Source organism: Marinobacterium lutimaris (assembly GCF_900108065.1).
Classification (GTDB): domain Bacteria; phylum Pseudomonadota; class Gammaproteobacteria; order Pseudomonadales; family Balneatricaceae; genus Marinobacterium_D; species Marinobacterium_D lutimaris.
The window spans coordinates 1829294-1854442 of record NZ_FNVQ01000001.1 but is presented as its reverse complement, the minus strand read 5'-3'; the positions used below and the strand labels follow the sequence as shown (position 1 = coordinate 1854442).

Below are 25149 nucleotides of genomic sequence, written 5' to 3'. Positions count from 1 at the left end.
TGGATCAGCTGCCTGCTCCATCAGTGAAGTGTTTGATTAGGGAAATGAACGGTGACACCAGCGATTAAACTGCTCGAGAAATCGGGCCAGGCATTTATCCTGCATGAGTATGAGCATGACCCCGCTGCTCCCGCCTATGGCCTGGAGGCGGCAGAGAAACTGGGTTACCCGCCGCAGCAGGTGTTCAAGACGCTGCTGGTCAGTATGGAGGGTGACTCCAAGCGGCTGGCAGTGGGAATCGTGCCTGTCGACCTGAGCCTTGATCTAAAGGCGATGGCTGCAGCTCTGAAAGTGAAGAAAGTGGCGATGGCCAAGCCGGACGATGCCCAGCGTGCGACCGGTTACATCGTGGGTGGCATCAGCCCTTTGGGGCAGAAAAAACGCCTGCCGACGGTGCTTGATGCAAGCGCCGCCGGTCAGGCGAGTATTCTGGTCAGTGGTGGGCGTCGTGGGCTCGATATCGAGCTGGCGCCCTCTGTGCTGCTTGAGTTGACCTCTGGTCTACAGGCACCGCTCGCCAAGCGTTAACCGCGGTAAACGCTTGGCGTCCGCCACCTTTTACTGTTAGCAGTACCAGCAGCTAGTACCGACAAACCTGGGCATTAACCCTGGGTGCCGGTACGGGCCACCTGGCGCGCGCGCGCCGGTTTGCGGGTCCGGCGGACCTTGAAGCGCGCAGGCTCCAGGTCGTGTTTGCCGAGTAGCTTGTACAGGTCGGTACGGTTACGTTCAGCGATACGGGCCGCATGGGTCACGTTGCCTTCGGTAATCTGCAGCAGCTTGATCAGGTAGCGGCGTTCAAACTCTGCACGGGCATCGTTGAACGATGGGATAACCCTTTCCTGATGATCCATCGCTTCAGATACCAGCGCCTCGGAGATAACCGGGGAGGTGCTTTTTGACACCGCCTGGCTGATCACCTTGGCCAGCTGAGTCACGTTGCCGGGCCAGGCTGAAAGCCCGAGCAGATGGATCGCGCCCGGTGACAGGTTGCGTACCCGGCGGCCCTGACGTTTGGCTTCCAGTGCGAGGAAGTGTCGTGCCAGCAGTGGAATATCCTCTGCGCGCTCCTGCAGGGCAGGCACTTCCAGGCTGACGGTGCTCAGCATGTAGTAGAGCGTGTCGTTGAGCTCGCCGCTCAGCATCGCATGTTCCAGGTTGCGCTGCGAGGTGGCGATGATTCTGACGTCCAGGCTAGGGCTGCCATCGTTACCGCGTACCCGGCTGTTTTCCAGAGCGGTCAGCAGTTTTACCTGCAGGCGTGGCGTCAGGTCGCAGATCTCGTTCAGGATCAGTGTGCCGCCGCGAGCGCGCTCAAGCAGCCCGGGCTGATCCTTGTCGGCACCGTCAAAGGCGCCGCGGCGGATGCCGAAAAGCTCAGATTCGAGCATCTGTTCCGGCATGTTGTCGCACTTGAGTCCTTCCAGCGGCTGCTCGGAGCGTCCACTGGCGTGGTGGATCGCCTGAGCCAGCAGCTCTTTGCCGCTGCCGGTTTGTCCGCTGATGATCAGATTTACATCGGATACAGCCACGCGACGGGCCTGGTCGAGCAGCTGTTCCATCACCGGACTGCGGCCGATGATGTCGGCGCGCCAGCGCTGATCGCGGCGTTGAACTGCGGTGTCCAGGGCGGCGCGTACGGTGTCAATAAGGTGTGCTTTGTCGAAGGGCGGCGTAATGATACCGAAAGCGCCCTGTGCAGTTGCTTCCAGCGCTTCGGGAAGCACGGATTGATTGATAATCAGGATGCGGGCGATTTCCGGGTTGTCCTGATGGATGTGTTCACTCAGTGTCAGACCACTTTTTGCGGTTGCCCGCAGATCACAGATAACCAGTTCAGGGGTCTGTGCATCCAGCTGCCTGATCGCTTCGTCACCACTGCTGGCCTTGCAGACCCGGTAACCGGCTTCAACGAGGTATTCGTCGAGTAGCCGGAGCTGATCCGGATTCTGATCTACCAGCAAAACATGTGGGCTAGGGGTCATCTTGGGGCTCCTGATACGGCATTCGAAACAACCGTATGACGATGAACTAACTGTTTCAGTTCCATTGAAATTTCCGTCGGTGCGTTTTGTTTATCTGGCTTGTCGTAGATCAACGATGCACCACGGGCTTCAGGCCGGATAATCCTTTATCCTGGCCGGGTTTTAACAATAAAGGATTTGTCAGGTCAGGCCATCCTGAAACCGACTTTCAGTACAACCTGGTAGTGAGCTATGGCGCCGTCCTGAATATGACCACGCATCTCTTTGACCTCCCACCAGTTCAGATGTTCGTGCTGTTTTGCCGCATCGGCAATTGCACCGCGAATCGCGTCGTCATAACTGCTGGTGGATGAACCTGCGATCTCGATAATCTGGTAGCTATGTTCGGACATATCGAGCCCCTCTAATGTAACGTTTTAACGTTTATTAGCCAAGTTTAGGCCTCCCGACTTTTGTAGTATAGACGCAAATCAGCGACAGCGAAGTTTTTTGCTTTTCTTGAGTCCCAAAGCCGCAGTGCCTATGATCCAGACAAACATTATAGAAGGCTAAAACCGCAGGATGCGCATTAGAGTTTCAACCCTGATCCTTGCCTTGGCGCTAACCGGGTGCCAGCTCAAACCCGAGATAGAGGGAGAGCTGTTTTACCAGCGCGGATTGGTCACCGAGGAGGGGGGGGAGTTTAGTTTTCGTCTCTGTCGTGACCGCCAGTGGTACAGCCAGGAAGCACCGCCCAGGGTGCTGACCGAACAATATGCCGAAGCGACCCAGAATCGAGAGGGGCTGGCCGTTTATGTTGAAGGCTGGGGTGTGCATAGCCCTGTTGGTTGGCAGTTGTTACAGCCGCGGGTGATCGGCGGTGATCTGAATAGCTGTCGTGAGCATATCGAAGGTGCAGCGCTGAGGGCGTTTGGCGTCAGCCCGAACTGGGTGGCCGATCTCAGCGACACTAAGTTCGTGCTCAGGGAGGCGGAGCGCTTGCGCACCCTGGGTTTCACTGATCTCCAGTTTATCCGTGACGGCAACACCTGGCGTTGGCGCGGTGATGTTAAGAGGGGCCGGAATACCCTTAATGCAGAGCTTATGGTGTTCAAACGGCCCTGCTTTGATACCGCCGATACTTGGTATTTCCTCACTGCAGAGCTCTACCTGGAGGGGCAGCTGTTCCGGGGGTGTGCCCGCTACGGCGACCTGGGGAGGCTCGATCTGGCGTCACGCTATTCGACGCCGCCGGATACCTATCTGCGCGATCTCTACCTGCTGTTGCGCGCCGATGGTCGAGCCCGTCTGCTGATCGATAATCATACCGAAGATCAGTCGCTCGACGTGCGTACCGGTCATTGGCGCCGTATGAGCAGCGGCCGCCTGCTGGTGGAGACCGAGGGCGATGGTGGCAACGAGGATACGCTGCTCTGGTCGGTAGAGCAGGATGGTTCCATCCGCCTGCTTACCGACGATCCCAATTTCGGTCGTGGGCTGCAGCTGGTCAGGTCCGGTGTGCCGCTGCAGTGGCCGCAGGAGCGGGAAGTGAATCTGCCCTGAGTTCGCGCTGAAACGCTGTGGTCTCAATCCTTCAGCAGCAGGGACTTGGCTTCGTTAATCCTCGCTGCCAGCCAGGTGCTGCCGCCCCGGTCGGGGTGGTTGCGCTGCATCAGCCGACGATGAGCATCGATGATCTCTTCACGGCTGGCGCCTGGCTTGAGACCAAGAATCTCCAATGCTTCATCCTCACCCATGTTACCGCTGCTTGCGGTATCGCTGTTCTGATCCTGGGCGTCCTGATCATCGGCCCGCCACTCGCTGCCAAAGCGCTTGTCCAGGTATGTTTCCAGCAGTCTCGCGGAGTCGGCATCGCTGGCGCGGCACTCCTTGAGCAGCTGCAGAAATTCCTCCTTCTGCAAGGTGCTGAGCGCGCGGCCCTGCAATGACCCGCTCAATACCTCGCCATCCATGGCGCCGGAGTCATGGTCCAGCGTCATCGCAAGCATCTGGCTGCGTACGCTGGATTGTTTGCCACTTTGGCCGCTACGGCGTCGGTTAGCGCTGAAGATACGCTGCAGAAAAGGAAGAAGCCGCAGCAGCAGGGGCAGCAGTCGCTGGGCGAAGGGAAGGGTGATCGCAAGTAGCGCGCCGAGCCAGTGCAGCTTGCCGGTAATGGCAAGGAAAAGCAGACCGAGAAAAATCATCAGCAGCGCCACTTTTAGCGCGGCACGGGTACGATTGGCAGGTGGCTGATTTTTCAGCCAGAGCAGTCCGCCACCGGCGATAATTGCCAGCAGTATCAGGCCAAGTGGGTTCACAGGGTCTCCGTTTTATTCATGGATCGGCAGGGTCAACGCTCAAGTTGGTGGGTGAGGGCGAGCAGATCACGGTTGTTCCGGGCAAGGTTTTCCAGTGCGGCAATGCCGCCGGTGGCGTACACCGCTGCAGCGGCGAGCAGCTGTTTCAGGCGTTCGGCGCTGTGCAGATCAAAGCGCGCGAAAACACCGCCGGAAAGGCGTGCCAGCTGCTCGAACAGGAGACGGCCGTGGGGATCATCTCCCTCGTGGAAACAGAACAGGGGAATACCGAGCAAGCCCATCTCGCCGGCCAGTTCGCATAAAGGATCAAGCGGCTCTTCGCAGCAGTCGCCGATCAAAACGACCACGTTGATAGGGTGGTTGCGATGCTCCCGTAACGCATGTTCGAGAACGCGGCCGATCTGGGTGTGGCCACCGAGGCAGCTGACGCCGTTCATCTCCTTCAACAATGCTTCGGGTTTTGCGACCCAGTCACTGTAATGAAATTCACGATAGCCGCGGTAATAGCAGAGCTGTACCTGCAGCGCGCCGTCGTTGCCACTGGCGAGAAACATCTCGCTGTGCAGCCCGCAGGCCTGATCCCAGGTCGGGCTGCGGCTTGCAGTCGCATCCATGGCGAAGAGCAGCCTTGCCGTCTGGCTCGTGCTGGGGACCAGTTCCTTTGCCTGGTTCAGAAAAGCATCTATCTCTTTACTGTCGGATACAGGCTTCAGCGATTTACCCATGACTCCACCCGGTTGGCCAAAACATCTGCTGTCAGTGTAGACCGGGTGGCTTGGCAGTTATACCCCCGGATCAGTCGGGCTGGTTGCCCGGCTGAGGCTCCATCTGGGTTACATCGCCAATATAGCGCTGGCGCTTGCGTGCTTTGACTTGCTCGGTGTCCACCAGCACCAGGCCGTCGACACAGAAGTTGAAGTCCGCGTCGACGCCGAAGTCGAGGAAGCGGACGCCGCCAGGTTCGCAAAGCTCGCTGTACTGCTTGTAAAGCGTGGGTACCGATACGCCGAGAAATTCCAGCTGCGCCCTCAGAATCGCGAAGTCGGTGCTGTAGTCCTGGCCATCAAAGATGCGACGCATCTCGGCATCGGTCTCGCTATCGATCAGGTAAGGGTTGTTGGAGCGGCCCAGGCCTTCGGTATCAGGGAAGTAGTGGCGATAGAACCAGACCAGCAGATCCCGGGCACGTTTCGGATAGCTGTTGCTGAGGCTGACCGGGCCAAACAGATAGCGGATCTCCGGGTGACGGCGCAGGTAGGCGCCGATGCCGTACCAGAGGTAGTCCAGGCTGCGACGGCCCCAGTAACGTGGCTGCACGAAGCTGCGGCCCAGCTCGATACCCTGCGTCAGATAGGGTTTCATGGCGTCGTTATAGGCGAACAGGCTGGCGCTGTAGAGCGACTGATCGCTGCCCGGCTCGGCCAGGCGGTAGGCGCCGGCGATCTCCAGGTCGTCCTCGTCCCAGAGGATCAGGTGCTTGTAGTGACGGTCGTAGCTGTCCAGGTCCTGGCGGGCGCCCGTGCCCTCACCAACGCAGCGGAACGCCACCTCGCGCAGGCGGCCGATCTCCGCCATAACGGCGGAGTCGCTGCGGTAGTTGAACAGATAGATCTTTTTGCCGTCGGCGGTCTGGCCGAGCTGTTCGGCGTCACGCAGCTCCTGCTTCAGCAGTTGGCGGTTCTGCGGGTGGGCGATGGTTTTTTCGGTCTTGAACAGCGGCGACTTGTTGCGGGCGATGCGGTAAAGATGCTTTTTCAGCAGTTTTGCCTTGATCTTGCTGGCCACCGGCAGGGTGTCGATCTGGCTGAACGGAATGGTTTCACCGATGCGGATCGGCAGGGTGCGCTCTCGCTTGTTGAACATCTCCTGGGCCAGCAGCAGCGTGGACATCGACTTTTTCAGCGTCGACAGGCCGTAAAACAGGGCTGAGTTCTTGCCGCCCACGTGGATCGGCAGAATCGGCGCGTTGGTGCGGCGGGCGAACATCAGAAAGCCGCTGTTCCAGGGGCCATCCTTAATGCCGGTAAAGCCTGCGCGGGAGACCTCGCCGGCCGGGAATACGATCACAGCCTCTTCGTTGCGCAGGCAGTCGACGATACGGGCGATATCTTTTTTGCGCGTGCCCTTGCCCATATTGTCGACCGGCAGAAACAGGTTTTGCAGCGGATCGAAGTGCATCAGTACATCGTTGGCGATGATGCGTACATCGCGGCGTACTTCGCCGACCAGTTTGAGCAGTGCCAGGCCATCCAGCGCGCCCAGCGGGTGGTTGGCGACGATCACCACGCGGCCGCTGGAGGGGATGTTGATTCGCTCCTTGGCGGATACGCTGTAGCTGAAGCCGAAGTAATCGAGCACGCGGTCGATAAATTCAAACCCGGTAACCTGTCGATTATCTTCCAGAAAGCGGTTGATCTCGCTCTCTCGCACCAGCCGGCGCAGACAGAAAAGGGTGGAGCGGCGTACCGGGGAGGGCTTGGTGGCGAACCCCGGATATTTGCTGAGGAGAACCTGTTCTACGTTGATCTGCATCTCTCGTCCCGACACTGTTACATGACGACGACGAGGATAAGACGATCAAGTGACGGCGGCTTGACGCTGGCGTGACAGCCGTGTGACGAAATTAGCAGATGCGGCAGAACGGGCTTGGCAAAAAATCAGTCGTCTTCGCGCATCGCCTTTTCCCAGAGGTCTGAGTCACCGCTGCGGCGTCCACGGTTATGCCGGCGATCCTTTTTGCCCGGCTCAAACCTAATCTCTTCCCTGCGCTCGTGCTGCACTCTGCGGTCCGGAGTATGCCTGCGTTCATGGCCATGCCATTCTTTTTCAGTGGTCATGTTCTCTCTCCGATGGCGATTTTTTCTTATTTACATTGGTCCTGACATCAGGATAGTTTCAAATCTGTGAAGAGTGCCACCGGGAGATGAATATGGATATATCGGATACCCTTGCAGCAGAGCTGAGGTCGCAGTTCGAAGGGCTGGAACCGGACCTAAGGTTCAGGGATGAAGCCCAGGCTATGCATGCCTGCGAGCTGGCGTTGCAGTCGCTCCTGGCGGGAACCTATGGTGTGGGTGCGCTGGTGATGGATGATCGCCACAGGGTGTGGGCAGAGTCCGGTAATGAAGTGCTCAGTGGGCGTTTCGATTCGGCTGCTCATGCGGAGATGCGGGTGTTCGATCAGCTGGAGGCCAGGGAGAACAAGCCGCCAAGCCAGACGCTCAGTCTACTTGTCACGCTTGAGCCCTGTCCCATGTGTTTGAGTCGTGCGCTGTACGCTGGTATCGGTGAAATTATCTATCTGGTTGAGGATGGCGAGGGCGGCATGGCGCATCTCCGGGATCACCTGCCGCCGGCGTTGAGAGAGCTCGCCCAGCTATGCCGTTTCCGTCGTGCCGATGTCAGTGCGCCGTTGCGTGAGCTGGCGCGGCAACTGAGCCGGGCGGGACTCCAGGCTCATCGCGAAGAGCTGATGCATCAGCGCGCCAGTTAGCGTCGCACCAGCGGCGTGCTGTCGAAGGCTACGCCGCTCCAGCCTGTCTTCATGAAGTTGCGGATGTTGCCGTGGTCTTCGCCTTCAGGGGTGCCCAGCACGTCCTGATAGAAACGGCCGAAGCAGCGCAGGGTCTGCTCTTCGCTCAGTTCCATCAACTGGCCGAAGGCCAGGATTTTGCAGGAGCCGGCATTCTGACCCGCTTCGTTTTCCTGGTCGCCATTTTTGAAGGCGGCGGGGGTGTAATCGAAATGCTCGTCGATTACCTGCATGCTGTCTTCAAACTCTACTGCCTGATCGTTTTTCAGGGCTTCTACCAGCTGTTCCGGTGTCATCATTAATCCTTATTCGGTGTTGTCAGTGTGAGGTTGTCAGTGCTTGTTAAGCGTTGTCAGTGGCTCTTGAGTGAGGTTAGTAATTCGGCGCTGCCGATATTCAGTTCCAGCAGGCGGTGAATCAGGGCCGTCAGCGGCGTGTTTATTCCCCGTTTCGCGGCGCGAGAGAGCACGGCGCCGGAGATACCTTCCAGCTCCAGTGGCCGGCCTTTCTCGCGATCAACCAGCATCGAGGTCTTGATCGCATCGAAGCCGCAGATCAGCTCGAACATCTCCTCCACATCCTTTTCCCCAAGCGCGACGCCGTCGGCGATACCCACGGTGGCTGTTTCGGTCATCAGTGCGTGGATGATAGGGCGCAGAACAGGATCCGATGTCAGGCTGCGGGTATCGCGTCCGGTGAGGGCTGAAAGCGGGTTCATACTGTTGTTGATCAGCAGTTTGCGCCACAGCTCGTAGCGGATATCCGGGCTGACCTGAGTGGGGATGCCGGCTTCGTTGAAAAGCAGGGATAACTTCTCTGCGAAGGTGTCGGTCGAGGGCTGTGCGGCGCTGTCGGGCCAGGCCCCCATAACGATCTGTGCAGGGCCAGTGGCTTCAATGACGCCTGGCTCGAGAATATGTCCACCGATACGCACAGCGAGACCGCCCAGTGTTCGTGCGTCGCCAATCTTTTCCGCGATCAGCGGTTCATTATCCACGCCGTTCTGCAGTGAGAGCAGTACCAGGCTGCTGTCGCTTAACCAGGCCCCAAGTTGCTCCAGGGTTTCTGCCGTTGCGCCACCCTTGAGGCAGAACAGCACCAGATCATAGTCATCGGCGTGGCGCTCAGCGGTCAGTGTTTCCATGGCGATGGCATCAACGGCGGCGTTGAAATGGTAGTCGCTATGGCGGACCTCAAGCCCGTTCTGTTGCATCGCTGCCAGGTGGGCGCCTCGCGCGACGAAGGTGCACTGATGGCCCGCTCCAAGCAGACGAGCGCCGTAGTAGCAGCCGATGCCGCCAGCACCGAGGATCAGAAATTTCATGCCTTGAAGTTCCCTCTTGAGTGGGTTCCGGGTGCCAGGTCTGGTTGTCGCCTGGCGTGCAGGAAGAACCGTTTTCGTCATGGGGCCGTATTCAGCCTAAAAACGGTGCTTGGATCAACCTCAGAGGCGAGATGCAGTTATGAAAATCACCCTGGAGCAGTTAATTGCAGGAAAGGTGCAGCGTCTATTTCTACGCTCGTTTGAAAACAGTCTTTACCTGACGGAGGTCGAGATGGAGGAGGGGCGGTTTACGGTATGTGATGCCTCAGGTCTGCCGCTGAAGTTTCGCAATCAGCTGGATGCGAAAAAGCCCTTCAAGGGGTTGAGGATCACCGACACCTGGCTGCTGCAGGAATCTGCCTATAACGAGATGATCGGGATGCCGTCAGGCCGGGTTGAGCCACTTCAGGTGAAGCTGCTCAACCCGGATCAGGATCTTTCCTAGCGGGTCTTTTCTGGAGGGCAGAGTGCGTTACATGATCCGCATGCCAGGTTGTGCGCCTTCGTGCGGTTCAAGGATCCAGAGGTCTTTGCCGCCGGGGCCGGCTGCCAGCACCATACCTTCAGACATGCCGAACTTCATTTTACGCGGCGCCAGGTTGGCTACCATAACGGTCAGCTTGCCTTCCAGATCTTCCGGTTTGTAGGCGGACTTGATGCCGGCGAAGACGTTGCGGGTCTCGTCGCCAAGATCCAGCGTCAGTCGCAGCAGTTTGTCTGCGCCTTCAACGTGTTCTGCCTTGGCGATACGCGCTACACGCAGATCGACCTTGGCGAAGTCCGCAAACTCGATGGTGTCGGCAATCGCTTCCTTGGCCGGTTTTTCCGCCTGTTTTTTCGGAGCAGTCTGCTGAGCCGCTTCGAGATTCTGGCGTGAATCCTCGATCACCTTTTCGATCGCTTCCGGCTCAACGCGCTGCATCAGTGGCTTGAACTTGTTGATCTTGTGGCCAAGCAGAGGCTTCTCGATGGCATCCCAGGCAAAACCGTCGATGTTAAGGAACTCAGCGGTATCTTCGGCAACTTTCGGCAGGATCGGCGCCAGGTAGCTGATGATCACGCGGAACAGGTTGATACCCAGGGTGCAGCAGGCCTGAACTTCGGACTCACGGCCTTCCTGCTTCGCCAATACCCAGGGCTCGGCGTTATCGATGTACTGGTTGGCCTTGTCAGCCAGGTGCATGATTTCACGCATGGCGCGGCCGTACTCGCGCTTCTCGTAGGCGTCGGCGATGCTGCGACCGGCGGCGACTGCTTCGTTGTAAAGCGCCGCGTTGGTCAGCTCGCTGTCCAGTTCACCGTCGAATTTCTTCTGGATAAAGCCGGCGCAGCGGCTGGCGATATTGACCACCTTGTTGACCAGGTCGGAGTTCACGCGGAAGCGGAAATCTTCCAGGCTCAGGTCGATATCATCGACGCCGGAGCCAAGCTTGGCGGCAAAGTAGTAGCGCAGGTATTCCGGGCGCAGGTGCTTGAGGTAGGTCTCCGCCATGATGAAGGTACCGCGAGACTTGGACATCTTCTGGCCGTTAACGGTCAAGAAGCCGTGGCAGAATACGCCGGTCGGCGTGCGGAAACCGGCACCCTGCAGCATCGCCGGCCAGAACAGGGTGTGGAAGTAGGCGATATCCTTGCCGATGAAGTGGTACAGCTCGGCGTCGGTGCCTGGTTTCCAGTACTCGTCGAAATCAACGCCGTTGCGGTCGCACCAGTTTTTGAAGCTGGCCATGTAGCCGATCGGCGCATCCAGCCAGACGTAGAAGTACTTGCCTTCGGCGCCCGGGATTTCAAAGCCCCAGTAGGGTGCGTCACGAGAGATGTCCCACTGCTGCAAGCCGGATTCAAACCACTCGTTAAGCTTGTGGATCATCTGTGTCTGCACATGCTCGCTGACCCAGGACTTCAGGAAGTCTTCGAAGTCGCCCAGCTTGAAGAAGAAGTGCTCGGAGTCCTTCTCGATCGGAGTGGCACCGGAGATGGCGGAGTAGGCATTCTTCAGTTCGGTGGGCTGGTAGGTCGCGCCGCAGGCTTCGCAGGAGTCGCCATACTGGTCAGCAGCACCACACTTCGGACATTCACCCTTGATGAAACGGTCCGGCAGGAACATCTTCTTCTCAGGGTCGAACGCCTGAGTGATGGTGCGGCGGGCAATGTGACCGGCATCATGCAGGCGCTGATAAATCAGCGTTGCGAATTCCCGGTTCTCTTCCGAGTGGGTAGAGTAATAGTTGTCGAAGCCAACCATGAAACCGGCGAAGTCGCGCTGATGCTCGTTGCTGACCTTGGCGATCAGTTCTTCCGGCGTCAGCCCCAGCTGGTTGGCCTTGAGCATGATCGGTGTGCCGTGGGCATCGTCAGCGCAGACATAGGTACACTGGTGGCCGCGCTGTTTCTGGAAGCGAACCCAGATGTCGGTCTGGATATATTCCACCAGATGACCCAGATGGATAGGGCCGTTGGCATAGGGCAGGGCACTGGTAACGAGTATTTTGCGCTTGCTGTCGGTCATCGGACGCTCAAAAACCTGTTCATGGAGTAGAATTCAAGGCGCATGATTCTACGCCGGTTTGCGTGGTTTATGAAGGTATTGGCCTGTAGAAGCAGTCCTTTACATCGCAGGTAACGGGCATCCCTGGTGGACAGGTGCTCGCGGTTAGTTTATTTACCCTAAATTAGTTTTTTGTCCTGAAGCAGGGATGTGCGATGGCGACACTGGTTTATCTGGATTATATCGACGAGACATTATTCGACCCGCTGGATCTTTCCGACTGGCGTTGCAGGCCCGCGGCCAGCGAAGAGAAACTGCTGGATCAGATCCTTGCAGGCTCGGTCGATGCGGTGCTCCTGCGGGTTGAGGGAGATAACCTGAAGGCGCTCAGTTTTGCCCGAAAAATAGCCGATGCAAGGCCTGACCTGGTGCGAATTCTGCTCTCCTGGTCGCCCAGCGCTCGCTACATCACCGAGGCTAACGATGTCGTCGATACCGCTCTGTCAGCGCAATGCGATCCGGCTCAGGTGTCCCATGCCATTGAACGCGCCCAGAACGTTAAAAGCAGAATTTATGCCCGCAAGTTCGATAGTGTGTCTGCTTTCCTGAATGATATTCCGCCGCTGCCCGCCAAGATCGATGCACTCAATGCGATGATCGATTCGCGCATTAATGACAACGCTGCGATGGTCGCGCCCCTGTTCAAGGGGCAGCTCGAGTATATGAAAGCGGTGATGGCGCTGGTCAATAATCCACTTTTTGGCAGTAAAAACCTGGTTTTCAGTGCCGCTGATGCGGTCAAACTGGTGGGGCTGAGGACGTTTCGCGACCTCTGCATCCTGGTGCATGTGCAGAATATCCTGCCGCAGCCAGAAGGTTTCGATGGCTTTTCGTTCGATGCATCGATGCAGCGCTCGTTGAAGTGCGGCAAATTTGCTGAACAGGTGGCAAAAACCGTGGCCTCTGACCGTGTTCATTCGATCAGCGCCTGTGCCGCGGGCTTCTTTCTGGATATCGGTGGTCGAGCCCTGGTCAGCCTTGATCCACAGCGCTATTTTCATGTGATGGAGCGTGCCGCGGTACTTCGGCAGCCGATCTATGCGGTGGAAAAGCTGGAATACAACCTGACCCGGGGCGAGATGGGGGCGGCGATTCTCAATCGCTGGGGCGTGTCACCGCGCACGGTGCGCGCTGTGCTCTATCATCACGTGCCTCAGGCGTCGGACGACACCTCCTACACCGCATTGGCCGCAGTCCATGTCTCGGATGCGCTGCTCAAAGGGGTTAAAAACAAGGCGCTTTGTAATCTTGCAGGGCGTTTGTCGACCGGCTACTTGGATCAGATCGGCGAGATGGACCGTCGTGCGCACTGGGAAGAGCTGGCGGAGCAGTTTGCCGAACGTTACCCGTAAAACGACAGCAGCAAGCGGTTGGAGACACCGGGGGGCGGCTGATAGAATCGCCGCCTGTTTTGCCTGTCTGTCGAGGACCCCATGCCCCTGCCCAAGGTTGAGCCTGCCCAGTACGAAAGCCAGCTAGCCGCGAAACGCGAGCGTATAAGCCGCGATTTTGCCGAGTTTGAGCTGCCCGAAATCGATCTTTACCGGTCGCCGACCTCCCATTACCGAATGCGGGCTGAGTTTCGAGTCTGGCATGAGGGAGATGATCTCTACTATGTCATGTTCGAGCCGGGCGACAAGCATGCGAAGATCCGCATCGACGAGTGCCCCATGGTGTCCGAGCGGATCCATAATGTGATGTTCGAGCTGCTGGATGCGATCCGGCCGGATCCCAAGCTTCGCTTCAAACTGTTCCAGATCGATTTCCTCAGTACCCTTTCCGGCGAACTGCTGGTCAGTCTGCTGTATCACCGTGCCATCGGTGATGAGTGGATTGAGGCTGTGCGCCCGCTGCGTGAGCGTTTTGGTATCGATATCATCGGTCGTTCGCGCAAAAACAAAATCGTGCTCGATAACGACTTTGTCATCGAAAAGCTGGATATTGACGGCCGCGAGTACAGCTACAAACAGACCGAAAACAGCTTTACCCAGCCTAACGCCGAAGTCTGCAGGCAGATGATTCATTGGGCGCTGGATGCCAGCCGCGACGCCGGGGGCGATCTGGTGGAGTTTTACTGTGGAAACGGCAATTTTACACTGCCGCTGGCGCAGAACTTCCGTCGCGTGGTGGCTACCGAGATATCCAAGGAATCGGTGCGTTCGGCCCGTTTTAATATTGAGCAGAACGGTATCGATAATATCGATGTGCTGCGTATGCCCTCAGAGGATCTTTCCCTGGTGCTCAAGGGCAAAAAGGAAACCCGCAAAGTGCAGGGGCTGGCGCTGGAAGAGTGTGATTTCACCACCGTGCTGGTTGACCCGCCGCGGGCCGGTCTTGATGATGAGACTGTGTCCCAGGTAGTTGAATATCAACATATCCTCTATATTTCCTGTAACCCGGAGACATTAAAAGAGAACCTGAGGGATATCACTCGCACCCACAGGATTGAGCGATTCGCGATCTTCGATCAGTTTCCCTATACCGACCACCTGGAGTGCGGTGTCTATCTGACGCGGCGCTAAGTACTGAACAGCGGCCCGCAAAGAAACCAAGGGAGGGGGCATGAGATCCGGTAGCCGTCATCAGGAGACAAAGGATAAACCCCTCTGGCGTATAGCCGGTTTTCTCCCCTTCATTGCCGTTGCCTTTCTTAATGCCACCCTGGATCTGGGTCACAAGATCCTGATCCAGAACACCCTGTTCAAGGCCTATGATGGGCCTGAACAGGTGTTACTGACGGCGGTGGTGAACGCGCTGATTCTGCTGCCTTTTATCCTGCTGTTTACCCCGGCGGGGTTCCTCTCCGACCGCTTTGCCAAGCCCCGGGTGATCCGGACCTCGGCTGCCGCAGCCATCGTACTGACCCTGGCAATCACCCTCTGTTACTATCAGGGCTGGTTTGTACCTGCCTTTGTGATGACTTTTCTGCTTGCGATGCAGAGCGCACTTTATTCGCCGGCCAAATATGGATATATCCGCGAGCTGGTGGGCTCGGATAATCTCAGTGGCGCCAATGGCTGGGTTCAGGCGGCGACAATCATCTCGATCCTGGGCGCCATTGTACTGTTTTCGCTGCTGTTCGAATCGCGGCTGGAGTTGACGGCAGTAGTCGAGAATACGCCGGCGGAAGTTCTGCGGCAGATAGCGCCTCTGGGCTGGCTGCTGGTTGCGCTGGCCTGTGTGGAGTGGCTGCTGGCGCTGAAACTCGGTCAGGGGACGGACCGGCCTCAGTTGCGCCTGGATCGAGGCGCGTACCTGCGCGGCCAGTTGCTCAGAACCAACCTGAAGCGGATCACCGGGCATCGGCCGATATTCTGGTCCGTGATGGGCCTGGCGCTGTTCTGGTCGATCAGTCAGGTGATGGTGGCGGTCTATCCCGCTTACGTGAAGGCGCACCTGGGTGAGTTAAACACCTTTCTGATCCAGGGGGCGATGGCGCTGGCCGGTGTCGGTATTCTGCTCGGTTCTATGCTGGTGGCGCGTCTGTCACGGCACTATATCAACCTGGGGCTGATCCCTCTGGGGGCCGCATTTGTCGCTCTGGGCCTGCTGTTTCTGCCCGCATCGAGCTCGCTCTTCCAGGCGGGAATACTGTTCTTTGCCGTTGGTTTTGGCGGCGCCCTCAGCATCGTGCCGTTGAATGCCCTGATACAGTTTCACGCGCCGGAGGGGGAGAGTGGGGCGATTCTGGCCGGGAATAACTTCCTGCAGAACCTGGCGATGTTCTTCTGTCTGGTGGCTACCGTGGTCAGCGCCTATCTCGAGGTGCCTGCGCGGAGCCTGCTGGTAGTGCTGGCGCTGGCGGCGTCTGTGGCGGCGGTACTCGCGGTGATCAGGATGCCCGAGGCGATGTTGAGGCTGCTGGTACGCACGATGCTCCACCGCTACCGGATGAAGGTGCTTGGTTTTGAAAACCTGCCGCGGGATGGCACAGGTACCTTGTTGCTGGGGAATCATATCAGCTGGCTGGATTGGGCGATGGTGCAGTTTGCCTGCCCGCGCCACGTACACTTCGTGATGGAGCGCTCCCTTTATGAGCGCTGGTACCTCCGATGGTTGCTCGACTGCTACCGGGTGATTCCCGTCTCTTCGACCGGCAGTCGGGAGGCGATGCAGCGGGTTGGCGAGTTGTTGAGTCAAGGCAAGGTGGTGTGTGTCTTTCCAGAGGGAGCGATCAGCCACAGCGGCCAGCTGGCGCCTTTCAAGCGTGGTTTCGAACGCGCAGCAGAGGTGGCGCTGGAAAGCGATGCCTGCATCATTCCATTTTACCTGCGTGGCCTCTGGGGCAGTCGCTTTTCCCGCTCTAACGCTCGTCCCAAGATGACGCGCCGGGCGGGCTGGCGACGTCACGTGATTGTCGCTTTTGGCGCGCCGATGCCGCTGGGTAGCGATGCCGTCAGCGTGCGTTCTGCTGTCTCAGAACTGTCTATCAGCGCCTGGGCGCGTTACACCGATAGCCTGGAATCTTTACCGCGTGCGTTTATTTCCACGGCGCGGGCGGCGCCCACCGACTGGGCACTGACCGATCTGGACGGCCCTGCGCTGTCTCATCTGCGTGTGTTGACGGGATCGGTGCTGCTTTCGCGCCGTCTGCGACGCTGTCAGGGGCAGCGAGTGGGCGTGCTGCTCCCGGCAGCGCCCGGTGGTGTTATTGGTAACCTGGCGCTGTTGATGGCGGGCAAAACCCTGGTGCCGCTGAACTACACGGCACCGGTGGATGTGCTGAAAAAATGCGCCGAGCGGGCCGATCTGAAGGTGCTGGTGACGTCCTCTCAGTTCCTGAAAAAGCTCAAGCAGCGTGGACTGGATATGCAGCCCTTGCTTGAGCAGCTTGAAGTGATCGAGCTGGAAAAAGTGCGCAAGTCGATTGGCAAGCTGGAAGCGCTGTCTACCCTGGTCTCACTGCGGCTGGTGCCGCTCTGGTGGGTTAAGTTCCGCTACGGCGGCGGTGCTTCGCTGGATGATACCGCCGCGATTCTGTTCTCCTCCGGCAGTGAGGGGACGCCCAAGGGGGTGATGCTGAGCCATCGTAATATCCTTGCCAACGTCAAGCAGATCGCCGACGTGTTTAATATCCGAGAGGATGACTGCGTGTTGGGTACCCTGCCTACGTTTCATGCCTTTGGCCTGACGGCGACCACCATGATGCCGCTGATCGAGGGGGTGCCTCTGGTCTGTCATCCCGATCCCACTGATGCGGTCAATGTCGCCAAGGCGGCGGCCCGCTGGCAGGCGACACTGCTTTGCGGGACCAGTACCTTTCTGCGTCTCTACGCCCGCAACCCGAAGGTGATGCCGTCGATGTTCGAGTCGCTGCGCCTGGTGGTGGCAGGGGCGGAAAAGCTGTCTCCCAGGGTCAGGGAAACGTTTGAAACCCGCTTTCGTAAAAAAGTACTCGAGGGCTATGGCTGTACCGAAACTACGCCGGTGGCCAGCGTAAACCTGCCTGATTACCTGGATACCAATTATTGGACGCTGCAGGTCGGCAACAAGGATGGCACGGTGGGAATGCCTCTGCCGGGCTCCTGGTTTCGAGTGGTGGATCCGGAGTCTTTTGAGCCGCTGCCGGAGGGCGAGGCAGGCATGGTGCTGATCGGCGGTACCCAGATTATGCAGGGCTACCTGGACGACCCGGAACGCACCGCGAACGTGATCATCGAGCAGGATGGCCTGCGCTGGTACGTCACCGGCGACAAGGGTCGGCTTGACGAGGATGGCTTCCTGACCCTGATCGACCGTTACTCCCGCTTTGTGAAAGTGGGTGGTGAAATGATCTCCCTCGGCGCGTTAGAGGAGAAGGCGCGTTCGATCCTTGGCGCGGAAACGGGGCTGATCGCCACCGCGATACCGGATAGTCGTAAAGGGGAGCAGGTGGTGCTGCTGGTTGAGTCGGATGAGGCCGATGAAGTGCCGGCAAGGTTGAGAAACGGCGGTATGCCCGCACTTATGTTACCGGGCGTGGTGTTAGCGGTGCCGGAGCTTCCTTATCTGGGAAGCGGCAAGCCGGATTTCTGCACTGCCCGTGCGCTGGCGCTGGACTTGTGCCAGACGGATTCGACATAATACCTGAGTATAAAGGTATGTTTTTAGCCGTAGAGTATTGGAGATAATTGCATGTCAGAGCTGGACCCGAACGCCATCAGGCGTTGTGTAGATGCCTGGGTCGACCCCTGGTTGGAACAGTCGCTGGGTGATGCCGGCGTGGTTCGCCAGGTGGAGCTGTCCGGAGATAAGCTCACAGTCGCGCTGGAGTTGCCCTATGCAGCTGCGTGCGAGCATCAGGCTCTGAAAGATGCGCTTGCCGAAGAGCTGAAGCGCAGCTGTGGTGTCACTGATGTGAGCATCGATGTACAGCAGAAGATCAAAGCGACCGGCTCTGAAAAACAGCTGCCTGGCCTTGCGGGTGTGCGCAATATTATCGCCGTAGCCTCCGGCAAGGGTGGGGTGGGCAAGTCCACTACTACCGCAAACCTTGCGCTTGCGCTCAAGGCTCAGGGCGCACGTGTGGGTGTGCTTGATGCCGATATTTATGGCCCGAGCCAGGGCATGATGCTGGGTGTACCTTCAGGTACGCGTCCGCAGACCGCTGAAGATGACAAGTTCTTCCTGCCGGTGGAGAGTCACGGTGTCCAGGTAATGTCGATGAGCTTCCTGGTGGATGACGATACGCCCATGGTCTGGCGTGGCCCCATGGTCAGCGGCGCGCTGCAGCAGTTGCTGAACCAGACCAAGTGGAATGATCTCGACTACCTGCTGATCGATATGCCGCCGGGAACCGGCGATATCCAGCTGACCCTGTCCCAGCGCGTGCCGGTTTCCGGAGCAGTGATCGTCACCACTCCCCAGGATATTGCGTTGCTGGATGCCCGTAAGGGGATTGAGATGTTCCGCAAGGTCGATATCCCCGTATTGGGCGTGGTCGAGAACATGAGCACTCATATCTGCAGTAACTGCGGCCATGAAGAGGCGGTTTTCGGTGCTGGCGGCGGCGAGAAGCTGTCCCAGGATTATGACTGCAAACTGTTGGGCCAGTTGCCGCTGACGCTGGCGATCCGTGAACAGTCGGATGGTGGTAAGCCCAGTGTTGTCTCCGATCCGGAAAGTGCCCACGCCAAGCGCTACCTCGAGATCGCCGCGCGTCTGTCGGCCTGCCTGGTGAGAAAAGTAGGCAGCACGCCGCGAGGCCCGAAAATCCAGATCTTCGGCGACTGATTCAGTTTTCGCCGATTCACTGCTTTTGCTCAATCGCAATTGCGACGCCAGCGCCGGACGAGAGCTTTCAGGCCCGTCCCGGCGCTGGCGTTGGCGTCCCAAAGCGCTGTAGAATGCAGCGCTAATATTTAAACAAGTTCGTAGCGCGTAAAGGAAAACATGGGCATTAAGTCAGATAGCTGGGTTCGCCGCATGGCGGAAGAAAAGAAGATGATCGAGCCGTTCGAACCGGGACAGGTGCGTCGGGTCAACGATCAACCCATCGTCTCCTATGGCACTTCCAGTTACGGCTATGACGTGCGTTGTGCGGACGAGTTCAAGATCTTCACCAACATCAACTCCTCCATCGTCGATCCGAAAAACTTCGATGAGAAGAGTTTTGTCGATGTGAAATCCGATGTCTGCATCATTCCGCCCAACTCCTTCGCGCTGGCGCGTACTGTTGAGTACTTCCGCATCCCCCGCGATGTGCTGACGATCTGCCTGGGCAAGAGCACCTATGCTCGTTGCGGCATCATCGTTAACGTCACGCCGCTGGAGCCGGAGTGGGAAGGCCATGTGACGCTGGAGTTCTCCAACACCACGCCGCTGCCGGCAAAAATATACGCCCACGAAGGTGTTGCCCAGATGCTGTTCCTGGGGGCCGACGAAGTGTGCGAAACCTCTTATCTCGATCGCAAGGGTAAGTATCAGGGGCAGACCGGCGTCGTCGTTCCCCGTACCTGAGACAATTCACCCTATTAGCACAGACTTTATGACCTATAGCCACAAGCAGATAGAAGACTTCTGGCAGCACGTCGAGCAGACGCTCGATCAGTTGCTGGCCAGTCAGCAGGATGCGCATTTCGAAGCAGATGCGCTGCTGAACGCCTATCGTTCCAGCCTGCAGAAGATCGACCGCAATCTGACCTTCCACTTCGAAAAGGAGTCGGAAGAGGGGCCGGTCGAGATGGTGTTTGGCTGTGATGGCTACCCGGAGTCGATCCATGCTGTGCTGTCACTGGTCGGCGCTGCGCCGGATCTGTCCGGCATCAGCTTCCGCGCCTTTAATGAGCGCTACGATCCCGTGCCGGCGTTCGTCAATATGGGCGATGAGCTGTGCGAAATCGATGAATTCTGGTGCTCCCTGCGGCAGCTGAACGGCAAGCTGCAGTTGGCGGTTTACCTGCGCGACGCACCGAAAATTCTCGAGATGGATGCCCGTGTCGAAGCGGTCATGATTCTGCTTGATGCGCTGATCGGCGAATACGAGCTGATGACTCGTATCTGGTCCCTGGACTGGTACGAGCTGCCGACGGATCCGATCGATTTCGGCCTGATGCCGCTGTCGCATCTGCGTCACGCCTTCGATGACATGAAGGATCGTGTGCAGCCGATCGGTATTACTATTCACTGATTGCCTGCCCGGCGATGCGTGCAATTATCGCCGGGACGATTACTATTAAAGGCTCGGTGCCTGTTTCTGTGTTCCCATCTCTCCAGGAGGAGCGGTATGAGTCGGTTAGCCGAACTGCTGGAAAAGGTTCGTATCGAATATGTTCAGGTCATGGTTGACCAGGGCGAGACTGAACCTTACCTCACTGCCCATCGCGTCTGTAACGAATGTCTCTGGCTGTCCGGCGAAGAGCTGGCTGCGCTGATCGACGAAGATCCAAAACTGCTCTCCGCCAGGGCCAGTGATCTGATCGACGTGGATCGAGAGCGGCCCAATCCTTGTGTCGGTGCTATCGTCACCAGCAACATCGTTGCGGCGGCCCTCGAGGGTCTGCTGGCGGTGGCGGTCAATCGCAACTGGCTTGAGGTGGATTCCGAAGGGCGGGTGCTGGTGGACGCCCATGAGCTGGACTCGGTGCCCGCGGTGCATGGGGTCGATTATACCGAAGCCGGTGAGTTCGCACCCAAGCGCGGTCGCAGCCATCTCAGCGACCTGTTTCATCTGGCCGAAAAAGCCTATGTCGAGCGGCTTGAAGATGGTCCGCATGATGCCTATCAGCTGGCGCTGATGGTGGCCTCGGATCATGCCATCTTCACGCCGGATGAACTCGCTCCGCTGTTAGTGGAAAATCCGCTGTTACTCGGCTTGCGCGGCGATGATCTGCTTGATGACGATCTGTTCGAGGGTGATCCGCCTGCCGGCATGATCATCAGTGCGCACCTGACCGAGATGCTGGTTCAGCAGTTGCTGGAGCGTGGTGTCGAGGTGGGCGCCATCGGTCATGATGGCGAGGGGCAGCCTCTGCTGTCGGAAGCCGAAGAGGACAACCCCACCGTTCACTGACGCTTACTGGGTAGCCGTTCCGCTACTCATGTCTGCGTAGGTCAGCCACTGGTCCAGAGCGATAAGGTCCTCTGGGCTCAGGCTGCCCACTGTCTGCTTAAATTCAAACAGCGTGGTGATGTGGTCGTATCGGCTGTTGGCGTAGTCCAGCAGTGCCTGGTACAGCGCGTTTTCTGCATCCAGTACGTCGACCACGTTGCGTGTACCTACCGAAAAACCCTCTTCATTCGCCTGCAGCGCGGTTTCCCGTGATTTGATGCTCTGCGCCCGAGCCTTGACGCTTTCGACGCTGGTGTTCAGGTCGCGTAGCAATGAACGGGTCTGTAATGTCAGGGCGCGGCGCTGGTCCTCCTGGTTGAAGAGGGCGGCGCGGTTGCGTTGGTCGGCTTCGCGTACACCGGAGCTGGTTGAGCCGCCGGCATAGAGTGGTACCGACAGCCTCAGGGCGATGCTGTTGTTGTCGTCCCAATCGCCACGTTCGGTGGTTTCGCCGCTTTGTGCCTCTACCGTCAGTCTCGGCAGGTGCTCCGAGCGGGCTGCCTGCAGCGAGCGTCTGGCAGCCTGGCTGTCGTACTGGCTTATTCTGTAGGTGAGATTGCCTTCAAAGGCGCGATCGAGCCAGGCGGTCGGATCCGTGGGTTCAACCGACTGAATCGGATAGTCCTGGTCCAGTGGCTGAATGCTGTCGAGTGGGCTGCCGGCCAGGCGTTCAAGGGCCTCGAAGCTGTTGCTGAGTGCGCCCTGGGCGTCGATAAGCTGCACGGCGGCCTCATCATAGGAGGCCTGGGCATCGAGTACGTCGGTCACCGCTATCAATCCCACGTCGAACTGCGCCTGAACCTGCTCCAGGCGCCGTGACAGGGCGCGCTCCCGCGCTTGGGCCAAATCCAGGGTGCTCTGTGCCCGCAGTACGCCCAGATAGGCGTCGATGGATCGCAGGATCAGGTCCTGCTGGGCCAGTGCAAAGGTGAGTTGAGCCTGCTCTTCGAGCAGTTGGCCGCGGCGGAAGATGAACCAGGCGCTGGCGTCGAACAGCGGCTGTGATAGTGACAGGGTATAGCCGTGGGTGTTGCCGTCGAAGTCGCGGTTATCGGTTCGGGCAGTGTTGGCGTTGAGGTTTGCCTGGGGTAGCAGGCCTGATCTTGCCTGGGTGGATACTTCAGAGTCCGCCTCGAAGGTGGCCTGGGCCGACTTAAGTTGAGGATCAGCATCCAGTGCTTTCTGGTAAAGATCCAAAAGAGCGCCGGCGTTGGCCGGGGCGGTTGCGAGTGTGAAACAGATACCTACAGCAGAGATTCTTTTCCTTATTCTCATCAATACGCCCTTTGTAAGTGTCGCTTGAGTCTAGGTCTCTTTGCGTTGCTCCGCCTTGGAGTCTCGAAGTCTTCGATCACAGAGTAGCATCAGGTCGTCGCTGCTGCCTTGGGTTTCTGACAGGCTGGAAATGCCGTAAGCGAGGCTGAATGTCTCGATGCCGGTGTCCTTACGCAGCTGTGATTCTACCTGCTTCAGGCGTTTTATTAGTGGTGGTGCATGTTTGCCGAACGGCATCAGCAGCACAAACTCATCTCCGCCGAACCGAAATACCCGGTCGCCGCTGCGGCAGATCGACTTGAGGCCCTTGGCGAGCAGCTTCAGTACCCGGTCACCGTATTCGATCCCCTTGAGGTTGTTGATGGCTGAAAGGCCATTGATATCGAGCATCGCCATTTCGCAGTTTTTCTCGGTCTGCAGATAACGCAGCTCGGCTTTTTCGAGCGCGGCGTCAAAGGCGGAGCGGCCCGGAACTCCGGTTAGCTCGTCTCTGGGGTGTAACTGCTCGTCGTCGCTTTCCGGCAGGGCTTCGGGCTCGCTGGCAAAGTGGCCCGCCAGCACATCACCGGCCAGTTGCAACAGGCGCAGGTTCTCGGCCAGGGCATCGATATTGCCCGATTCAAGCAGTGCCAGGTAGCCGCGCGGTTTATCGTTGCTATCGACGCGCTGGCTGGCGAAATAGAGCGGTCTGCTATCGGCGACCAGGGAGTCCTCGGGATACTCCTGTGCAGGGTTGGCGAACAGCAGTCGATCATCTTTTGCGGCATAAACCTTCTCGGCGATGGCGTGTTCCGATGTCAGGCGTCGTGGCGGCAGGGTGTCGCCGTCATACCAGTGACCGAGCAGTTCGTCCGCATCTTCGCTCTGGTGCTTTACTGCAACCAGCTCCGATTTGCCGATCATCGGTCCGAGTACACGGGCGCAGGTGAGCCAGGGATCGCCGCCGGTGGCGAGGGCTGGCAGCAGTTCGCGGATCAGTTTGCGTTCGTGCTGGGTGCTGACAAAGGGAGTGCCGATCAGAAGCTCGCGCTCATCGCAGCTGAGGCGTTCGAACAGGTAATCATGCACCAGCACTTTTTCCTGTTTGATCAGTTGGCTGCGGATGTCGGCGGGGATCGATTCGAAGCTCGCGTTGGCCCACTTGATGTGGCCTTTGCTTAGCAGTGCGACGGGCAGGAGGCTTGGGGAGAACAGTTCAGCAACTATGCGGGTTTTCACGCTGGATCTCCTTTCCATGAAAGGGAAGCGGCGGACAGGGTGTCCGCCGCTGTTGGATCGCTACTCCATCACTTCTCCATCACAACAGCATTACTTTGCCAGTGCTGTGGAGATGCGTCCGATCGCGTCCTTGAGGGTGTCCAGGCTGGTAGCGAAGGAGAGGCGCAGGTTGCCCGGTGCGCCAAAGGCGGAACCAGGAACCAGGGCGACGCCTGCTTCGATCAGCAGAAACTCGGCGAAAGCGATATCGTCTTCAAACTCCGGACGGGAGTCGATCACTTTCTGGAAGCTCGGGAAGGCATAGAACGTGCCGTCCGCTTCGATGCACTCAACGCCTTCGATGGCGTTCAGGGCGCTGACCACGTAGTCGTGACGCTCTTTGAATGCCTTGACCATCTCTTCGACGCACTCCTGAGAACCTTCCAGTGCGGCCTGGGCGGCAACCTGGGAGATAGAAGTGGGGTTGGAGGTGCTCTGCGACTGAATCTTCTTCATCGCGCCGATCAGCTTGGCCGGGCCTGCTGCGTAACCGATACGCCAGCCGGTCATGGAGTAAGCCTTGGATACGCCGTTCAGGACGATGGTGCGCTCATACAGTTCCGGGCAGGCGTTCACGATGTTGCAGAACGGCTTGCCGGTGAAACGGATGTGCTCGTACATGTCGTCGGTGGCGATCAGCACGTTCGGGTAGCGCTTGAGCACTTCACCCAGAGCTTTCAGTTCCTCTTCGGTGTACGCAACGCCGGTCGGGTTGGACGGGCTGTTCAGTACCACCAGGCGGGTCTTGTCGGTGATCGCTTCTTCCAGCTGCGCCGGAGTGATCTTGAAGCGCTGCTCCTGGGTAGTGGTCAGAATGACCGGCACACCATCGGCCACTTTCACCATATCCGGGTAGGAAACCCAGTAAGGTGCAGGGATGATCACTTCATCGCCGGCATTCAGCAGGGCCAGAGACAGGTTGAAGAAGCTCTGTTTGCCGCCACAGGAAACCAGAATCTGATTGGCTTCGTACTTCAGGCCGTTTTCGTTTTCAAACTTGGCAATAATCGCCTTTTTCAGCGCGGGAGTACCATCGACAGCGGTGTACTTGGTGAAGCCGCTGTTCAGGGCGTCAATCGCTGCCTGTTTGATGTGATCGGGGGTATCGAAATCCGGTTCTCCTGCGCCCAGGCCGATAATGTTCTGGCCTGCCGCACGCAGTTCAGCTGCACGGTTGGTTACCGCCAGTGTGGGAGAAGGTTTGATGCTGTTTACGCGGTTGGAAAGTTGCACGTCCAAGCTTGATTCCTCTATTGCTGTCAGCGCCTGAAATGTACATGGCAAATGCGTTAGGAGCATACAGTATTCGGAGGTGACTCTGAATCCCTGTGCGACCTAAAAAGGCGTATTTTGGCGCTGATGGTGAAAAAAGTTGATGATAGGAAACTTGCGCTGCCCT

At 58.2% G+C, this 25149-nt stretch carries 23 protein-coding genes; 11 read left to right on the top strand and 12 right to left on the bottom strand.

Going from position 1 to position 25149, the window contains the following annotated elements; genetic code table 11:
- The first annotated feature begins 51 nt into the window (after positions 1-51).
- Positions 52-528 (top strand): Cys-tRNA(Pro) deacylase, encoded by a 477-nt coding sequence (gene ybaK, locus C4S72_RS08710; RefSeq protein WP_104002625.1) that lies wholly within the window; start codon positions 52-54, stop codon positions 526-528.
- Positions 529-602: 74 nt separating this feature from the next.
- Here the strand turns inward: ybaK and C4S72_RS08705 are convergent, their stop codons facing one another.
- Entirely contained in the window at positions 603-1985 is a 1383-nt protein-coding gene (locus tag C4S72_RS08705) for a sigma 54-interacting transcriptional regulator (RefSeq protein ID WP_104002624.1), read from the bottom strand.
- 185 nt (positions 1986-2170) lie between these two features.
- Complete coding sequence (locus tag C4S72_RS08700; RefSeq protein WP_104002623.1) at positions 2171-2377, bottom strand: dodecin; 207 nt, start codon at positions 2375-2377, stop codon at positions 2171-2173.
- A gap of 169 nt (positions 2378-2546) precedes the next feature.
- Between C4S72_RS08700 and C4S72_RS08695 the strand changes: the two genes are divergently transcribed.
- On the top strand, positions 2547-3527 hold the full coding sequence (locus C4S72_RS08695; RefSeq protein ID WP_146071882.1) for a hypothetical protein: 981 nt from the start codon (positions 2547-2549) through the stop codon (positions 3525-3527).
- A 23-nt stretch (positions 3528-3550) separates the two neighbouring features.
- Here C4S72_RS08695 and C4S72_RS08690 read toward each other — a convergent pair whose 3' ends face one another.
- From C4S72_RS08690 to C4S72_RS08675, 4 genes are all read right to left on the bottom strand, one after another.
- Positions 3551-4285: a J domain-containing protein gene (locus tag C4S72_RS08690; protein WP_104002621.1), complete on the bottom strand. Its 735-nt coding sequence runs from the start codon at positions 4283-4285 to the stop codon at positions 3551-3553.
- A 32-nt stretch (positions 4286-4317) separates the two neighbouring features.
- Positions 4318-5010 carry a vWA domain-containing protein gene (locus C4S72_RS08685; RefSeq protein ID WP_104002620.1) on the bottom strand — a complete coding sequence of 231 codons (693 nt, stop codon included), beginning with the start codon at positions 5008-5010 and terminating at the stop codon, positions 4318-4320.
- A 70-nt stretch (positions 5011-5080) separates the two neighbouring features.
- Positions 5081-6817 carry a GNAT family N-acyltransferase gene (locus tag C4S72_RS08680; protein ID WP_104002619.1) on the bottom strand — a complete coding sequence of 579 codons (1737 nt, stop codon included), beginning with the start codon at positions 6815-6817 and terminating at the stop codon, positions 5081-5083.
- 125 nt (positions 6818-6942) lie between these two features.
- A complete protein-coding gene (locus C4S72_RS08675) occupies positions 6943-7122 on the bottom strand; it encodes a hypothetical protein (protein WP_104002618.1) in 180 nt (59 codons plus the stop codon).
- A 92-nt stretch (positions 7123-7214) separates the two neighbouring features.
- On the opposite strand from C4S72_RS08675, the gene C4S72_RS08670 reads away from it, so the two are divergent.
- Entirely contained in the window at positions 7215-7778 is a 564-nt protein-coding gene (locus tag C4S72_RS08670; protein WP_160115476.1) for a nucleoside deaminase, read from the top strand.
- On the opposite strand, the gene C4S72_RS08665 is transcribed toward C4S72_RS08670, so the two are convergent.
- Positions 7775-8113 (bottom strand): HopJ type III effector protein, encoded by a 339-nt coding sequence (locus C4S72_RS08665; RefSeq protein WP_104002616.1) that lies wholly within the window; start codon positions 8111-8113, stop codon positions 7775-7777. The genes C4S72_RS08670 and C4S72_RS08665 overlap by 4 nt on opposite strands.
- Before the next feature lie 56 nt (positions 8114-8169).
- Entirely contained in the window at positions 8170-9141 is a 972-nt protein-coding gene (locus C4S72_RS08660) for a ketopantoate reductase family protein (RefSeq protein WP_104002615.1), read from the bottom strand.
- 139 nt (positions 9142-9280) lie between these two features.
- Here C4S72_RS08660 and C4S72_RS08655 point away from each other — a divergent pair, with 139 nt between their 5' ends.
- Complete coding sequence (locus C4S72_RS08655; protein WP_104002614.1) at positions 9281-9586, top strand: DUF6482 family protein; 306 nt, start codon at positions 9281-9283, stop codon at positions 9584-9586.
- 27 nt (positions 9587-9613) lie between these two features.
- On the opposite strand, the gene metG is transcribed toward C4S72_RS08655, so the two are convergent.
- A complete protein-coding gene (metG, locus tag C4S72_RS08650; RefSeq protein WP_104002613.1) occupies positions 9614-11650 on the bottom strand; it encodes a methionine--tRNA ligase in 2037 nt (678 codons plus the stop codon).
- Between the two features lie 194 nt (positions 11651-11844).
- Between metG and C4S72_RS08645 the strand changes: the two genes are divergently transcribed.
- The 7 genes from C4S72_RS08645 to C4S72_RS08615 all read left to right on the top strand — a co-directional run bounded on the left by C4S72_RS08645 (position 11845) and on the right by C4S72_RS08615 (position 21179).
- A complete protein-coding gene (locus tag C4S72_RS08645; protein ID WP_104002612.1) occupies positions 11845-13041 on the top strand; it encodes an HDOD domain-containing protein in 1197 nt (398 codons plus the stop codon).
- Positions 13042-13122: 81 nt separating this feature from the next.
- Positions 13123-14211 carry a tRNA (uridine(54)-C5)-methyltransferase TrmA gene (gene trmA, locus C4S72_RS08640; RefSeq protein ID WP_104002611.1) on the top strand — a complete coding sequence of 363 codons (1089 nt, stop codon included), beginning with the start codon at positions 13123-13125 and terminating at the stop codon, positions 14209-14211.
- Between the two features lie 40 nt (positions 14212-14251).
- The gene (locus C4S72_RS08635) at positions 14252-17752 is read left to right on the top strand and encodes an acyl-[ACP]--phospholipid O-acyltransferase (protein ID WP_104002610.1); all 3501 of its coding nucleotides are present in this window, start codon (positions 14252-14254) and stop codon (positions 17750-17752) included.
- A gap of 51 nt (positions 17753-17803) precedes the next feature.
- A complete protein-coding gene (gene apbC / locus C4S72_RS08630) occupies positions 17804-18901 on the top strand; it encodes an iron-sulfur cluster carrier protein ApbC (protein WP_104002609.1) in 1098 nt (365 codons plus the stop codon).
- Positions 18902-19060: 159 nt separating this feature from the next.
- Entirely contained in the window at positions 19061-19627 is a 567-nt protein-coding gene (gene dcd / locus C4S72_RS08625) for a dCTP deaminase (protein ID WP_104002608.1), read from the top strand.
- Between the two features lie 28 nt (positions 19628-19655).
- A complete protein-coding gene (locus tag C4S72_RS08620) occupies positions 19656-20297 on the top strand; it encodes a hypothetical protein (RefSeq protein WP_104002607.1) in 642 nt (213 codons plus the stop codon).
- Positions 20298-20393: 96 nt separating this feature from the next.
- Positions 20394-21179 (top strand): hypothetical protein, encoded by a 786-nt coding sequence (locus C4S72_RS08615; protein ID WP_104002606.1) that lies wholly within the window; start codon positions 20394-20396, stop codon positions 21177-21179.
- Positions 21180-21182: 3 nt separating this feature from the next.
- On the opposite strand, the gene C4S72_RS08610 is transcribed toward C4S72_RS08615, so the two are convergent.
- From C4S72_RS08610 to C4S72_RS08600, 3 genes are all read right to left on the bottom strand, one after another.
- Positions 21183-22493, bottom strand: a complete 1311-nt coding sequence (locus C4S72_RS08610) for a TolC family outer membrane protein (RefSeq protein WP_104002605.1) — start codon at positions 22491-22493, stop codon at positions 21183-21185.
- Between the two features lie 30 nt (positions 22494-22523).
- Positions 22524-23711, bottom strand: a complete 1188-nt coding sequence (locus C4S72_RS08605) for a GGDEF domain-containing protein (RefSeq protein ID WP_160115475.1) — start codon at positions 23709-23711, stop codon at positions 22524-22526.
- 90 nt (positions 23712-23801) lie between these two features.
- A complete protein-coding gene (locus C4S72_RS08600) occupies positions 23802-24989 on the bottom strand; it encodes a pyridoxal phosphate-dependent aminotransferase (RefSeq protein ID WP_104002603.1) in 1188 nt (395 codons plus the stop codon).
- Positions 24990-25149: the final 160 nt, after the last annotated feature.

Excerpts from the sequence above, each read along its gene's own strand:
- C4S72_RS08705 (WP_104002624.1), bottom strand. The coding sequence starts at position 1,985 with ATGACCCCTAGCCCACATGTTTTGCTGGTAGATCAGAATCCGGATCAG.
- C4S72_RS08700 (WP_104002623.1), bottom strand. The coding sequence starts at position 2,377 with ATGTCCGAACATAGCTACCAGATTATCGAGATCGCAGGTTCATCCACC.
- C4S72_RS08695 (WP_146071882.1), top strand. The coding sequence starts at position 2,547 with ATGCGCATTAGAGTTTCAACCCTGATCCTTGCCTTGGCGCTAACCGGG.
- C4S72_RS08685 (WP_104002620.1), bottom strand. The coding sequence starts at position 5,010 with ATGGGTAAATCGCTGAAGCCTGTATCCGACAGTAAAGAGATAGATGCT.
- C4S72_RS08680 (WP_104002619.1), bottom strand. The coding sequence starts at position 6,817 with ATGCAGATCAACGTAGAACAGGTTCTCCTCAGCAAATATCCGGGGTTC.
- C4S72_RS08675 (WP_104002618.1), bottom strand. The coding sequence starts at position 7,122 with ATGACCACTGAAAAAGAATGGCATGGCCATGAACGCAGGCATACTCCG.
- C4S72_RS08670 (WP_160115476.1), top strand. The coding sequence starts at position 7,215 with ATGGATATATCGGATACCCTTGCAGCAGAGCTGAGGTCGCAGTTCGAA.
- C4S72_RS08665 (WP_104002616.1), bottom strand. The coding sequence starts at position 8,113 with ATGACACCGGAACAGCTGGTAGAAGCCCTGAAAAACGATCAGGCAGTA.
- C4S72_RS08660 (WP_104002615.1), bottom strand. The coding sequence starts at position 9,141 with ATGAAATTTCTGATCCTCGGTGCTGGCGGCATCGGCTGCTACTACGGC.
- C4S72_RS08655 (WP_104002614.1), top strand. The coding sequence starts at position 9,281 with ATGAAAATCACCCTGGAGCAGTTAATTGCAGGAAAGGTGCAGCGTCTA.
- metG (WP_104002613.1), bottom strand. The coding sequence starts at position 11,650 with ATGACCGACAGCAAGCGCAAAATACTCGTTACCAGTGCCCTGCCCTAT.
- C4S72_RS08645 (WP_104002612.1), top strand. The coding sequence starts at position 11,845 with ATGGCGACACTGGTTTATCTGGATTATATCGACGAGACATTATTCGAC.
- trmA (WP_104002611.1), top strand. The coding sequence starts at position 13,123 with ATGCCCCTGCCCAAGGTTGAGCCTGCCCAGTACGAAAGCCAGCTAGCC.
- C4S72_RS08635 (WP_104002610.1), top strand. The coding sequence starts at position 14,252 with ATGAGATCCGGTAGCCGTCATCAGGAGACAAAGGATAAACCCCTCTGG.
- apbC (WP_104002609.1), top strand. The coding sequence starts at position 17,804 with ATGTCAGAGCTGGACCCGAACGCCATCAGGCGTTGTGTAGATGCCTGG.
- dcd (WP_104002608.1), top strand. The coding sequence starts at position 19,061 with ATGGGCATTAAGTCAGATAGCTGGGTTCGCCGCATGGCGGAAGAAAAG.
- C4S72_RS08620 (WP_104002607.1), top strand. The coding sequence starts at position 19,656 with ATGACCTATAGCCACAAGCAGATAGAAGACTTCTGGCAGCACGTCGAG.
- C4S72_RS08615 (WP_104002606.1), top strand. The coding sequence starts at position 20,394 with ATGAGTCGGTTAGCCGAACTGCTGGAAAAGGTTCGTATCGAATATGTT.
- C4S72_RS08610 (WP_104002605.1), bottom strand. The coding sequence starts at position 22,493 with ATGAGAATAAGGAAAAGAATCTCTGCTGTAGGTATCTGTTTCACACTC.